Source organism: uncultured Olsenella sp. (genome assembly GCF_959602185.1).
GTDB classification, from domain to species: domain Bacteria; phylum Actinomycetota; class Coriobacteriia; order Coriobacteriales; family Atopobiaceae; genus Olsenella_I; species Olsenella_I phocaeensis.
This window is the reverse complement of sequence record NZ_CAUGRZ010000007.1, coordinates 116583-129250: the sequence shown is the minus strand read 5'-3', so window position 1 is coordinate 129250 and position 12668 is coordinate 116583. Positions and strand designations below refer to the sequence as shown.

General features: G+C 64.5%; 13 protein-coding genes. 11 read left to right on the top strand and 2 right to left on the bottom strand.

Features of this window, described 5'->3' with window-relative positions:
• Together Q5923_RS06545 and Q5923_RS06540 are read right to left on the bottom strand one after the other, a co-directional pair.
• The coding region (locus Q5923_RS06545) for a glycoside hydrolase family 32 protein (RefSeq protein ID WP_303132972.1) at positions 1–684 on the bottom strand (684 nt) is incomplete at its 3' end.
• 45 nt (positions 685–729) lie between these two features.
• Positions 730–2211, bottom strand: coding sequence for a glycoside hydrolase family 32 protein (locus Q5923_RS06540; RefSeq protein WP_303132971.1), 1482 nt, complete (start codon positions 2209–2211; stop codon positions 730–732).
• Between the two features lie 1174 nt (positions 2212–3385).
• Here Q5923_RS06540 and Q5923_RS06535 point away from each other — a divergent pair.
• The 11 genes from Q5923_RS06535 to Q5923_RS06485 all read left to right on the top strand — a co-directional run bounded on the left by Q5923_RS06535 (position 3386) and on the right by Q5923_RS06485 (position 12623).
• Positions 3386–4729 carry a LuxR C-terminal-related transcriptional regulator gene (locus Q5923_RS06535; protein WP_303132970.1) on the top strand — a complete coding sequence of 448 codons (1344 nt, stop codon included), beginning with the start codon at positions 3386–3388 and terminating at the stop codon, positions 4727–4729.
• Positions 4730–4841: 112 nt separating this feature from the next.
• A complete protein-coding gene (locus tag Q5923_RS06530; protein ID WP_009278137.1) occupies positions 4842–5486 on the top strand; it encodes a hypothetical protein in 645 nt (214 codons plus the stop codon).
• Positions 5487–5538: 52 nt separating this feature from the next.
• Complete coding sequence (locus Q5923_RS06525) at positions 5539–6207, top strand: hypothetical protein (protein WP_303132968.1); 669 nt, start codon at positions 5539–5541, stop codon at positions 6205–6207.
• Positions 6204–7055 (top strand): hypothetical protein, encoded by an 852-nt coding sequence (locus Q5923_RS06520; RefSeq protein WP_009278135.1) that lies wholly within the window; start codon positions 6204–6206, stop codon positions 7053–7055. The genes Q5923_RS06525 and Q5923_RS06520 overlap by 4 nt, the downstream gene beginning before the upstream one ends.
• 59 nt (positions 7056–7114) lie before the next feature.
• Positions 7115–7885 (top strand): hypothetical protein, encoded by a 771-nt coding sequence (locus tag Q5923_RS06515; protein ID WP_040656691.1) that lies wholly within the window; start codon positions 7115–7117, stop codon positions 7883–7885.
• Positions 7882–8598: an ATP-binding cassette domain-containing protein gene (locus Q5923_RS06510; RefSeq protein ID WP_303132965.1), complete on the top strand. Its 717-nt coding sequence runs from the start codon at positions 7882–7884 to the stop codon at positions 8596–8598. Before Q5923_RS06515 ends, Q5923_RS06510 begins: the two co-directional genes overlap by 4 nt.
• Positions 8599–8627: 29 nt before the next feature.
• Positions 8628–9272, top strand: a complete 645-nt coding sequence (locus tag Q5923_RS06505) for a hypothetical protein (protein ID WP_303132963.1) — start codon at positions 8628–8630, stop codon at positions 9270–9272.
• A gap of 173 nt (positions 9273–9445) precedes the next feature.
• The gene (rplM, locus tag Q5923_RS06500; RefSeq protein ID WP_009278130.1) at positions 9446–9883 is read left to right on the top strand and encodes a 50S ribosomal protein L13; all 438 of its coding nucleotides are present in this window, start codon (positions 9446–9448) and stop codon (positions 9881–9883) included.
• Between the two features lie 3 nt (positions 9884–9886).
• Positions 9887–10282, top strand: coding sequence for a 30S ribosomal protein S9 (rpsI, locus tag Q5923_RS06495; protein WP_009278129.1), 396 nt, complete (start codon positions 9887–9889; stop codon positions 10280–10282).
• 491 nt (positions 10283–10773) lie between these two features.
• Positions 10774–11814, top strand: coding sequence for an iron ABC transporter permease (locus Q5923_RS06490; RefSeq protein WP_303132962.1), 1041 nt, complete (start codon positions 10774–10776; stop codon positions 11812–11814).
• On the top strand, positions 11811–12623 hold the full coding sequence (locus tag Q5923_RS06485) for an ABC transporter ATP-binding protein (protein ID WP_303132960.1): 813 nt from the start codon (positions 11811–11813) through the stop codon (positions 12621–12623). Before Q5923_RS06490 ends, Q5923_RS06485 begins: the two co-directional genes overlap by 4 nt.
• The last annotated feature ends 45 nt before the right edge of the window (positions 12624–12668 follow it).

The window sequence follows — 12668 nt, the reverse complement described above, 5'->3', positions numbered from 1 at the left end:
GCTGCCGCCCTCATAGCCCATCAGCGAGGCGAGGAGCACGGTGCTCCCGTCGACCCTAAAGAGGTCGGGGCACTCGCACATCCAGCCAAGCTCGGGATCGAGGACGGTGCGGTTGACGTACTCCCAGTTGACGAGGTCCTGGCTCCTGTAAAAGAGGACCTCTCCCTGCCTGCGGTGGATGTTGCTGCCCAGGACCAGGTACCAGCCATCGGAACCCTGCCATACCTTCGGGTCGCGCGTGTGGGTGGCGTCGCCCAGCTCGGGGTCCTCGATGGGTGGGATGATGACGCGCTTGTCCTCGAAGTTGTTGAAGCTGCGGCCATCGGGCGACTCGATGGTGAGCTGCGCCGAGGTGAAGTGGCCGGGAATGCACTTGTTGATGTCGTCGGGGTCGAACTCGTCGTAGTGGACGCCCGTGTAGAAGAGGCGGAGCCTGCCCCCGCTCTCGATGGCGCTGCCCGAGAAGCAACCGTTCTGGTCGGCGGGCTTGGAGGGGAACAGCGCGATGTCCTCCTGCTGCCAGTTGACGAGGTCGGGGCTGACGGCGTGTCCCCAGCAGATGGTCCCCCATTGTGTGGCATGGGGGAAGTACTGGTAGAAGAGGTGGTACTCGCCCTTGTAGTAGATGAACCCGTTGGGGTCGTTCATCCAGCCCCGATGCGTGTGGAAGTTGATGCTCTGCATGTGCGCCTCTCCGTGGTGGCTGTCTTGTGGCGTCGGGTCCTGCTCCTAGCGGTCGACGACGTAGTTGACGCTGATGGGCGACATGGGGTACCAGGTGGCGGTGGCCTCGGGGAAGTCGACGCTCACCCTGATCTCCTCGGCCTCGCTGTAGTAGCGGGTGCCGAAGACGGTCTCGCCGCCGTTGACGAAGATCTCGAGGACGGAGGTGTCCATGACGACGCGGACGTCGCGCGCGGCATCGACCCTGGCGCGGCGGACCTTCCTGCCCTGGCCCGTCTCGTCGTCGATGAACTCCAACTCTGCCACCCCGTCGTGGAAGCGCAGCTCGAGGGCGTCGTCGAAGCGTAGGGTGCCCTCTCCCTCGATGCCAGAGACCACGAGGTCCGACACCTTGGGGATGCTGGCGTTGCCCTCGAAGGCGACCGCCTTCCCGCGGAGCGCGTCGATCTCCGCCACGGGGTTCTGAAGTATGTGTCCGTCCGGACCCAGCGCGAGCTCGCGCGGGACCGTGAGGCAGCCGCGCCAGGTGCTGGTGGGATTGTCGTAGGGTCGCACGTCGTTCTTGTCATGGGGTAGGCTCATCCAGCCCACGAGGAGCGTGCGACCCCTCTCGTCTACGAGGGTCTGGCAGGCATAGAAGTCGAAGCCGTGGTCCCACTCGACGAAGGTCGTCTGGTCGATGGCGGCGTGCGGGGCCTTGGCGTCCATGAGCTCATGGTCCTGGTGGAGGAGGTCCAGGAGGGTCCCCTCGATGGGGAAGTAGCCGTTGCCGTGCACGTTCTGGAGCATGTAGGGGAGGCCGAGCTCGTCCGTGCCCTGGGGGCAGGTGGCAAGGAACTCGCGGGGCGCGCCCTTTTCGTCCGTGAGGACGATGCGGTCAGGGCACTCCCACATGTAGCCGAAGGGCGTGGGGTCGGTGTTGGTGACCGAGCCCTCGAGCTCCCAGGCCTCGCCGTCCTCGGAGCGATAGCACAGAACCGCGCCGCGGCTGTCCTCGCGCGTCCTCGCGCCCAGGAGCATGTGGAAGGCACCGCCCTGCTTCCAGACCTTGGGGTCGCGCACGTGGTTGGAGCAGTAGGCGGGGTAGCCGGAATTGTCGAGCACGACCTCCTTGGGACCCATATGGATGCCGTTGTAGCTGCGCATGCGCGTCTGGTTGGCGAGGCGGCCGTCAAGTGTGCCGTCGCCCTCGGGCAGGCGGACGTTGCCCGTGTAGTAGTACCAGACCTCTCCGCCGTGGTCGGCGCCGTCCTCGGGGGTGGCGAGGTAGGCGCCTCCAGAGTAGGAGCCGTCCCTGTCGGAGGGGCAGTCGGGCATGACCTGGCAGCCCAGGAAGACCCAGTTGGTCAGGTCGCGGCTGACGTAGTGGCCCCAGCCGTGGGGGCTGTCGAAGTTGCCGGGGTACTCGGGGGCGTTCTGGCAGCAGATGTGATAGGTGCCGCGGAACTGGCACAGCCCGTTGGGGTCGCTGAGGGAGCCTTTCTGGGGTGCAAGGTGGAGTTTGGGACGCCAGGATTCGTCACTCATGAAATGCCCCTTCCCTGGGTGTGCCGAGGTCCGTACGGACCCTTCCGGCACATCTACATATCTGCTCATAATCTTATCTGAGAACGATTTCATAATAGGGGAAGCGGCGGTGAGTGGCGCGTGCGCAGTGCGAGCGGTTTTCCTGCCGTGCAGGGCGAGCTCCTATGATGTGTGTGTCTAGAGAGGGGGAGGAGTCCATCCGATGGAAGCGCGCTTTGCGGAAGGCCGTGGGCCTCTGGTCCGCCTTGTGGGGCTCGCCCTCCTCACGACGATGCCGTTCTATGCGTTGACGGCGCCGAACCCAGCGTTGTCCGGCAACCAGGCGCTGGTGGCGCTCGGGCTTTGTGCGGAATTCGTCCTCGCTCGCGTTGTTCCGGATGGCCTCGCGCGACGGCTCCGAGCCGCTGGCGTCGTTGCCCTTGCGTCGCTGGCTTCCGTGGAGTGGGCGCTCTGCCTCTCGCTTGCGAGAATGTCACGATACGCATGGCCCTTCGACATGGATTGGTTCGCCTCCTTCCGGCACGCCTGGCTCCTGGCGACTCCCGTGCTTGCGTTCGCCTCCGCGCTCGCCCTCTCCTCATGCCCGTCCGGGGAGGAGACGCGTCCCCCTCGCGGCGCCTCGTGCGGCCTTGACGAGAAGAAGCCAAGCGGCGGAGGGGGTCTCGCCGCGATCGCGGCGGGTTTTCTCGTCAGGGGGCTGTCATATGCCGTCACGGCCGTCGTCGACGGTCGTATGGCGCCCGGCAGGCTCTGGACGACTGGCTTCTCTCCCGTGAACCTTGTCGTGATTCCCGTGGCGTCGCTGATCCTCCTGGGGGTGAGTGCGACCCCTGACGGCAAGCTGGACCCGATGCCCATGCGCGTGGGCGTCGGATCCTTTGCCTGGTGGTCCCTTACGAGGGTGATCCCCCTTGGTCAGGCGGTCTCGTGGCCGTATGCACTGCTCTCCCTCATTGCCGTGGCGTGCTGGCTGCCTCGCGCTCGTTGCCTCTTTGCCCTCTCCGCACATGGGGCCGAGGGACGACGGAGTCATTCGGCAGAGCCTGAGCCCTCGTTCAGAGACGGGCATGTGAGGCCGGACGAGGAGGCCAGGGAGGCCCTGCTAGGCCTCGGGCTCGCTCCCCGCGAGCTCGAGGTGGCGGTCGGGGTCGTGTGCGGGGGGAGCTCCAGGGAGGTGGGCGAGCTTCTGGGGGTGAAGCCCGCAACGGTTCGCAGCACCATGGCACGCGTCTACAAAAAGGCCAGTGTGACGGGTAGGAAGGCGCTCCTCGAGCTCATCGGGATGTCAGATCGCCAACCCGCCGCCTATGGCCATTCGGACGGCGAGGAATCGGGGCGATTGGCGGCCGAGGGCTCGACGGGCGCACGGAGGGTGCCTGCGTCGGCTGCCTCACGCCCGCTCGAAGCGGCTGTCGCGACCGCGCTCCTGCTTCCCTGGGGCATCACTCTGCCTGCGTGGGGCGCGGGGCGACCGCTTGTCTATGGGGCCGCGCTCGCGTGCCTCATGACAGGCGGGGCCTCTTTGGCGGGTTGCCATCCTTCGGAAGGCCGTTGCGCCTCCCGTGTCGCCCTTGCCCTCGCTTCGATGCTGTCGCTCGGCATGGCTCGGTTTGCGGTAGGGGTGGGCGGGTATTGGATTCCCTTCGAGCTGACCGGTGCCCTTCTTGGCACCGCCATGCTGATCGAGCTGTTGTTGCAGCGGCAGACGGAGGCGGTGCCGGGTGGCTGGGGGCGCTGGGATAGCCTGGCGGGATGGGCTATGCTGCTGACATCCCTTTGCATGGGCGCCGCATGGGAGGAGACCTGGCGCGTGGGGCCGTGGTTCGCAGCCTCGCTGCAAACTACGGTTTTCCTGCTTCTGGTGACGGCAGGGGGCTTGTATCTGCTGGCAAGCGAGCGTCAGTACTTGCGGATGGCCCTCGCGCTTGCCTTGCTTGCCGTCTCGCTGTTGTCGAATGTCAGAGGTTCCCTGTTCGCACTCGCGGCGGCTTCCTGCGCATTGCTAGGGCGAAGGTTTGCGCGTGCGAAGTCGGCGACACCTGGTCCGTCCCTGCCGCTTGTCGCATTTGGGCTCGGCGTGGTTGCAGCTGACGTCCTGGTCAACCGCGTTGGCTTCCTGATGGTTGGCAACGAGGTGCTCACCCGACCCTTTGGGGGGCGTGGGGCGTTTGGGGGGATCTTCCTGAGCTCGTCCCTCCTCCTTGCGCTGTGTGCCGGGACGACGTTTGCGTGCCTCTGCCGGAGCGTCGAGGTGGCAGAGCGCCTGAGGGGCAGCCTTGACCGATCGGGCCTCACGCGCGAGAGGACCGAGCACCTCCTGCTTGGCCTCGGCTTCGGACAGACCGAGGCGGAGGTTGCGAGCGACATCGCCTATGGGTACTCCTCGCAGAAGATCTGTGAGCGCCGGTTCGTCTCCAGGGGAACGGTCAACACTGCCAGGCGTGCCGTCTACTCCTCGCTCGGCGTACATGGCAGGTCGCAGCTCGTAAATCTGTTGCTGCAGCTTAGCCGCCTGTAAACACCCCGTTTTCCACTTTCATATCGGCTGACTACAGACCTGTCGCGTTTGGCGGGCCATCGTTTGTGGTGGCGCGCCACCACCTTTGGTTGGTCAGACGAAAGGAAGCAAGATGAGGCTCGAACACATGTCCCATCTGAGTCTGTTTGCCATTGCACTTGCCTGTTGCCTAGCTGTCAATCCCACGGTCGCGCATGCAGGGTCCCTTGAGGAAGATTCTGCCACGGGGGATGCCGTCGAGGCGACCGCCGAACTTGAGGGGGCCTTCGAAGCTGGTGCCGTTGCGGGGGATGCCACCGAAGAGGCTGCCGTCCAGGAGGACGCTTCCGCAAAGGGTCCCATCGCGGAAGGTGCTATTGAAGAAGGTTCTCCTGCGGGGGGTCCCGCCAGGGTCAGAGACACGCGGGACTCACGATATGACTTCAACTTCCAGTTCAAGGGAGCAAGCCAGGGCACCGAATGGCGCGGAAAGGATTCATACAGCTCGACCTACCTTCGTGTTGACTACAGGACCGGCAAGTCACCGCAGCTGTTTGTCGACGGGGCTAATAACAGCAAGGGGGCAGGGTGGCGCAACTGCACGAACGGTGATTACGTAAGGGCTCCGGGCGTTGGCCAATACGAGATTCATAACGGCGTGCGCGAGCTTGGCTACGCCTTTGCGCGACTCACCGGCTGGGCCGATCAGGGCTCTGGGAAGCTTAGTGGCCTCTGGAGTCCAGACTGCGCGGGCAACTACACCGACCTGAACAGATAGGGACGGAGATGGCCCGGCGGGCGACTCCGCCAGGCCACCACTGGGAGGCTACGTGAAGAGGAATGAGCGCATCGCCGCCGCAGTGTTGCTCGCGGCCTGTCTTTTGGCGGCGCTTGCATACAAGGGCTACGAGTCCCATTTAGACGCCCAAGTTTGCCACGAGATTCAAGAGGAGGAGAAGAGTCGAACGAAGGCGCAGGAGGGGGACGAGGTCACGATTGGGACCAAGGACGATCGCGAGGACTCTCCATTCCGCGGAACGATGCGCGTGCGCGTGGAGGATGCCGTCGTCTTTGACGGACCCGACCAGGCCCGCAAGGAGTTCGACGGTTGGGTGGAGGACGCATTCTACGCGGGAAACTACTTCAGCGAGGGAAGGCAGGGGGAGGACTTCGACTTGGTGTTGTTTCGCATCCACGTCTCGAATGTCGACGCAGAGCCACGGCACGCGACAAAGCTGGGCAACCAGCTGTTCATGATCGAGGGCGTGGCCGGGTTGCACCCATGCATAGAGCATGCCTATCTGGATGGGCCTGGGACGGCAACCAAGGATGCCGAGCGCGGCTACTTTGGCATCGTCCCTGGCAGCGAGGGAGATTACGTCTTTGGATACGTGGTGAGAAGAGATGATGCGGACAAGGGGTCATTTACTGCGGGGAGTTGGGGCTACGGCGGCTACGAGGTGCCATTGGCTCCCAGGGATCTGAGGGGGCAGTCATGAGGACATTGCTGGCGCTGGAGCTCAACAAGGTTCTGAGGAGCAAATGGTTTGCCACGGCCTTGCTCGTTGCCGTGGCGCTTGCCGTTGCCTCTGCCGTTTGTGGGATCGCGAGCGTGCGTGAATGGGAGAGCCTCAAGGAAGGAGGTGTCCGCGAGTACATCGTCACATCCAAACGGGGGAGCTATGGCAGGAGCCTTCTGTTGCACAGCAACCTGCCGCGCGAGGCGTTCTTTCAGCTTGTGGCCCTCCTGGCGGCCCTTGCTGGCTCATGCTCGCTGAGGTCTGAGCTTGACTGTGGGGTCGCGAACCAGATGCTCGTGCGCGCGTCGAGGAGTCGCTATCTTGCGTCCAAGTGCATCGCGGTATTCTGTTCGGGCGCCTTGGTCGTGGGCGTGCCTCTGGCGCTGAACTTCCTTGTCCTTTCCTGTGCGCTCCCAGGCTATGCGCCCGAGGTGCTCGACAACCTGTACATCGGGCTTTCGGCACAGGAGACCCTCTCTTGGCTCCTGTACTCACGGCCCCTTTTGTACCTTGTGGTCAACCTTGTTGTTGATGCCGCGCTATGCGGAATCTGGTCCGTTCTGGTGCTCGCCGCCTCCTTGGTCATCAAGAACCGCGTCATATTGCTTGCGGGCTCGTATCTGCTCACCCTCGGCTCGCTGCAGCTGGGCAAAGTCATCTTCTACATCGCGAGAGTGGGTGGATTCCGCTTCGACATGATTTCCGTGCTGGAGGGCGTATGCGAGGGGCCGTTGCGCAGCGGTGTCGCAATGGCGGCAATGGCGCTGCTCATGCTCGCGGTCTCCCTTGCGACCCTGCGTCTTCGAAGGGACGGTGACGTCCTGTGACCTTCGCAAACCTTGTGAGGTCTGACCTTTCGGAAGGCCTTCGCTCGACGCGAGGGCGGGTGGCCCTGCTGGCCGTGGGGGGCGGCTGCCTATCGTTTCTGCAGCTTCTCTTCACCATGGCAATAGACTATTGGGATCCCCCCTTCACCTTCGGCGAGGCCATTGTGGCGGCCATGGGTGGGATGAGCGTCTTTGACCCTGATCATGAGGTGGCTTTCCGGTTTCCGGCTGGGTGGATGCTAATGCTCATGCTCGTCGCGTACATACCCCTGAGCTATCCGTACAGGGATCTCATGGGGTATGGGAGGGAAGTCCTCGTTGCGTCAGGTAGCAGGTGGTCGTGGTGGCTCTCCAAGTGCCTGTGGGTGACGCTTGTCGCCCTGCTTGGCTGCGCCCTGCTCGTTGTCGCCTGTGCCATCGTCTCCCTGTTGTGGGGAGGAGAGCCTTCCCTTTTGGTCCCCGATGGCTTCCTGGAATGCGCGGGACTTGGCTCGGAGCTTGCTGGCCCCTATGACCTCAGGCCCTTCGTCCTTGTGTTTCCCTTGATGGTCGTTGCCGTCTGCCTGCTCCAGCTAGCGCTGTCCCTCGCGCTGGGCCCGACTCTGGCATTTGCGTCCACCTCGGTCGTCCTCCTGGCGTCGGCGTATCTGTTCCACCCCCTTCTGCCGGGCGAATACCTCATGATCGCACGGCTTGACCTGTCGATTCCAAATGGCATGAGCCTGAGGAGCGGTGCCAGCTATGCCCTGGTCATAGCGGCGGCAAGCGTGCTGGTTGGAGGTCTTCACTTTTCGCGGATGGATTGCATAGACAAGGAGCTCTCGATATGAGGGGAAGTCTGGTCGTGACAGATCCTGGCACCGGCGTCGCGTCTGGCGATGCATGCTCCGGCTGTGCCGTAGAGGTCAGTGGGTTGTCCAAGCGGCTGAGGGGCGTGAGCGTCCTAGACGACGTCAGCCTGTGCGCGGACGCTGGCGAAACGATTGGCCTTTCCGGACAGAACGGCTCGGGAAAGACGATGCTCATGCGCGCCATCGCGGGGTTGATCAGGCCGAATGCCGGAAGGGTGACCATAGACGGCAAGGAGCTGTGGAAGGACATCCCCTTCCCTCCCAGCGTAGGCCTCCTGCTGGAGGGCCCCGCCTTCCTGGCTGACCGCAGCGGGAGGGACAACCTGAGGCTCCTCGCCTCCATCAAGGGGCTGGCAAACGAGGATGACTGCCTGGCCGCCCTGCGTGACGTCGGGCTTGATCCAGACGACAGGCGTCCGTATCGCAAGTACTCGCTGGGAATGAAGCAACGGCTCGGCATTGCCGGGGCGCTTTTCGAGCGGCCCTCGCTCCTGCTGCTCGACGAGCCCACGAACGCTCTCGACGCGGACGGTGTGGAGATGCTGAAGAGGCTGGTGAGGCGCGAGCAGCGGCGTGGTGCGACGATTGTCCTGGCGTGCCATGCGGCAGACATCCTCCGGGAGCTTTCCCACGAGGTCTACCACATTGCGGAGGGGCGGATCGACGGGCACGAGGAGCTGAGGCAGCCATGAGGCGTGGTCGTGCTTGGAGCGCGTTGACCTTGGCACTGGTCGCCTGCGCAGTCGCCGTTGCCCTGGCGGCGCGCATCTGGGTGGTGAACGCGAGGGCTCCCGTCATCCCCGAGGAGTGGTTCCAGGCCAACGAGGACGTTCCCCTGGAAGGTGCCTTTGCCGAATACAGGTACGAGAACACGAGGGGGTATTCGATCTGCATGACGGACGCGCGCCGCATGTCCGTCAGGGAATACCTGGCCGAGTTCAGCAAGGACGACGATGCCGCACGCGTGCAGATGGAGCGGCTCGCCCAAGAGGGGACGGACCTGGATGCCAAGACGCTGCTGGTCGCCGACATAACGATGAAGAACGAGAAGGGGGCGGAGGACGAGAGGGGCTACCTCGACTCCATCGGGTGGTCCGTCAAGTGCCCTGAGACGCCGGCGTATTGGATCAGGGTGCAATCCATGCTGTTCTCCTGCTCCGTCCCCCAGATCAATGGCTCCTACAAGCTCTCGATCAGGCCGAAGACCGAGTACGTGATCCATGTGCCCTTCGCGTCGACGATGTTCGAGGCGACGTTCCCACAGCCGTATGACTACCAGTACCTTCCCACGTTGGAGCCGGGTGAATACGGCTTCGTGGTCACGAAGGGGCCGGTGAGGAAGGTCGTCCACCTGGACGTCGCATAGGACGTCCTGGGCGTGCGCCGGGTGGTGCGCGCCGCCCCTCTCGCCTCCACTTGTGTGCTTATTTTGAGCGCTCGGGGCATTGGAATGCTGCTGTATACTTTTAAGGCTTTTCCACTGAGCCCCGTAACCTCATAGGAAAAAGCGTACCGATACGTAGTACATGGAGGAGTCAAATGAAGTCGACTCATTACGCCAAGCCTGGCGAGGTCGAGCGCAACTGGGTGCTCATCGACGCCGATGGCGCCACGCTGGGACGCCTTGCCACCAAGGCTGCCATGATCCTTCGTGGCAAGAACAAGCCCCAGTACACCCCCAACACCGACACCGGCGACTTCGTGGTCGTCATCAACGCCGATAAGGTCCAGCTTACCGGCGTCAAGGCCGAGCACAAGTCCTACTGGCGCTATTCCGGCTGGCTGGGCGGCCTCAAGACCGAGTCCTTCAAGGAGGCCATGGCCAAGCACCCCGAGCGCGTCGTCGAGCACGCCATCAAGGGCATGCTCCCCAAGACGACCCTTGGTCGCCAGCAGGGCATGAAGCTCAAGGTTTACGCTGGTCCCGAGCACCCGCACACCGCTCAGAACCCCGTCAAGATCGATCTGGAGGCTTAACCGATGGCTGACAACACCGCTGTTTACACCGGCACCGGCCGTCGCAAGGAGGCCGTCGCCCGCGTCCGTCTGGTTCCCGGCACCGGCAAGGTCACCGTCAACGGCCGCGACGCCGCCAACTACTTTGGCCGCCAGCAGCTCGTCGACAACGCGACCGCTCCCTTCCGCGTGACCGACACCGTCGACCGCTTCGACGTCTTCGCCAACTGCGATGGCGGCGGCATCAACGGCCAGTCCGGCGCCCTGCGCCTGGGCATCGCCCGCGCTCTCCTCGAGGCTGGCGAGTATCGCGCCGATCTCAAGAAGGCCGGCTTCCTCACCCGTGACGCCCGCGCCGTCGAGCGCAAGAAGTACGGCCTGAAGAAGGCCCGCAAGCGCCCGCAGTTCTCCAAGCGCTAGCCTCCTCTGGTCTTTCGCGAATCTGGGACCCGCTTCGGCGGGTCCTTTTTTGTTGCTCATGGAATGACGGCTCGCGTGCGGGGTCGCGTCGTCGGGGGGCGCTTGGCGCGTGTCCTGCTCGGCGGCGTCCAACGCGTGCGAGAGAGCGCCGACGACGTCCAACGCGTCTTTCTCCTTCCTGCCAACTGGGCAAACGTGGAAGCGAGAGACGTGTTGGACGTTTTCGAGAGAATTTGGCACGCGTCGGGCGTTTTCATCAAAGAGCGGTGCGCGTTGGACGAGATGGCGCAGCCAAGTCCGTGGCGCCCGCAATCGATAGTGCACCCTGTGCCTGTGCCTGTGCCTGTGCCTGTACCTGCGGCAGGGACCTCCGCTCAAGACGAAAAGTCTGACATTCAAACGATTAATTTGCCAAATCGCCATTGTGATTCGTAATCCTTCGATATACTCGTCTAGCTATAACGTAGGAGAGACGAGAGGGGGCGAGGGACATGGAGAACGTCGCGTACGCATTGGGCAGGCGCCTGCGTCGCGCCAGCCATCCCACGCAGCTCCTCCTGCTCGCCCTCGGCGTCGCCGTCGTCGCGCTCGCCTCCCTGATGCTGGGCCGGTATCACATGGGCGTGGGGGAGGTGCTGGGCATGCTCGTCGGACGGGTGCTTCCGGTGACGCCCGGCTGGACGCCCCAGCAAGAGACCCTCTTCTTCAACGCCCGCCTTCCCCGCGTGCTCCTGGCGCTCATGGTGGGCTGCTCTCTCTCCGCTTCCGGCGCCGCCTTCCAGGGCGTCTTCCAGAACCCCCTGGTGTCTCCTGACTTCCTGGGCGCCTCACAGGGAGCGGCCTTCGGTGCCTGCGTGGCCCTGCTCCTCTCGCTTGGAAGCATGGGCACCTCCATCGCAGCGTTCGTGACCTCCATGGCGTCGGTGGCGATCGTCCTCTGGCTCAGCGGCCGCGCCAAAGGGAACCGCATCCTGGTCACCGTGCTCTCGGGCGTCATGGTGAGCTCGGTCTTCCAGGCTGGCGTCTCGTACACCAAGCTCGTGGCAGACCCCAACGCCCAGCTCCAGGCCATCACCTTCTGGCTCATGGGCTCGCTCACCAGCGCCAGCCCGCGCGACCTAGCCTTCGTCGCCATTCCCATGCTCGTGGGCAACGCGGGGCTCCTTGCCCTGCGCTGGCAGGTCAACGCGCTCACGATGGGGGACGACGAGGCGCTGAGCATGGGCGTCGACGCCCCGCGCGTCCGCCGTGCGGTGATCGTCTGCTCCACGCTGGTCACGGCTGCGAGCGTCTCGGTCACGGGCATCATCGGCTGGGTGGGGCTCGTGGTCCCGCACCTCGCCCGCGGCATCGTGGGCGTCGACTACCGCCATCTCCTGCCCGCCAGCATGCTGCTGGGTGCCGGCTTCCTGTTGGTGGTGGACGACGTCGCCCGTCTGGCCACCACGGCAGAGATTCCCATAGGCATCCTCACCGCCTTCATCGGCGCGCCCTTCTTCATGCGCCTGATCACGAGGGGGCGGCGTCGATGAGCCTCGAGGTGAGTGGCCTCAGCTTCTCGTACGGGAGACGGCGCGTGCTGCGCGACCTCAGCTTCGGGGTGCCCGACGGCAGCCTGGCCTGCGTGCTGGGTCCCAACGGCGTGGGCAAGACGACGCTCTTCCGCTGCATGCTGGGCATCCGCGGCTACGAGGGCACGGTGCTCGCCAACGGCCATGACGTGCGCGAGCTTAGCGTGAGGGAGCGCGCCCGCCAGATGGCCTACATTCCCCAGGCCCACGTGAACGTCTTCGACTACGAGGTCGTGGACATGGTGCTCATGGCCTGCGGCACGGACCTCGGCATGCTCAGGACCCCCACCCGCCGCCACGAGGACAGGGCCATGGCGGCTTTGGAGCGCGTGGGCATCGCCGATCTGGCGCATCGCAGCGTCAACCGACTCTCGGGCGGCCAGCTCCAGCTCGTCCTCTTTGCCCGGACCATAGCCCAGGACGCACGCGCCATGATTCTGGACGAGCCCACGAGCGCGCTGGACTTCGCCAACGCGGACAAGGTCCTCTCGCTTGCCCAGTCCCTGGCCAGGGAGGGGAGGTCGGTGATCGTGTCGACCCACCGGCCCGAGCAGGCCTACCTGTACTCGGACCTGGTCATTGCCATGGGCGAGGGGGGCGTCGTGGGGGTTGGCAGTCCACAGGAGGTGGTGACGAGCGAGCGCATGAGCAGCCTCTATGGCATGGGCGTCACGGTGAGCTCGCTCTTTGGCGACGCGGCGCGCGCTTGCGTGCCCAGCGAGCGCCTGGGGGCCGAGGCCGCGCGGGAACAACGAACGACGATCAGGTGATTCTTTGTCGTGCGCTAGCTCGCGGGAAGGCCGCGACGCACGGCG

What these genes read in the sequence shown, in the direction of transcription:
- Q5923_RS06540 (WP_303132971.1), bottom strand. Translation starts at nt 2,211, where the DNA reads ATGAGTGACGAATCCTGGCGTCCCAAACTCCACCTTGCACCCCAGAAA.
- Q5923_RS06530 (WP_009278137.1), top strand. Translation starts at nt 4,842, where the DNA reads ATGAGGCTCGAACACATGTCCCATCTGAGTCTGTTTGCCATTGCACTT.
- Q5923_RS06520 (WP_009278135.1), top strand. Translation starts at nt 6,204, where the DNA reads ATGAGGACATTGCTGGCGCTGGAGCTCAACAAGGTTCTGAGGAGCAAA.
- Q5923_RS06510 (WP_303132965.1), top strand. Translation starts at nt 7,882, where the DNA reads ATGAGGGGAAGTCTGGTCGTGACAGATCCTGGCACCGGCGTCGCGTCT.
- rplM (WP_009278130.1), top strand. Translation starts at nt 9,446, where the DNA reads ATGAAGTCGACTCATTACGCCAAGCCTGGCGAGGTCGAGCGCAACTGG.
- rpsI (WP_009278129.1), top strand. Translation starts at nt 9,887, where the DNA reads ATGGCTGACAACACCGCTGTTTACACCGGCACCGGCCGTCGCAAGGAG.
- Q5923_RS06490 (WP_303132962.1), top strand. Translation starts at nt 10,774, where the DNA reads ATGGAGAACGTCGCGTACGCATTGGGCAGGCGCCTGCGTCGCGCCAGC.
- Q5923_RS06485 (WP_303132960.1), top strand. Translation starts at nt 11,811, where the DNA reads ATGAGCCTCGAGGTGAGTGGCCTCAGCTTCTCGTACGGGAGACGGCGC.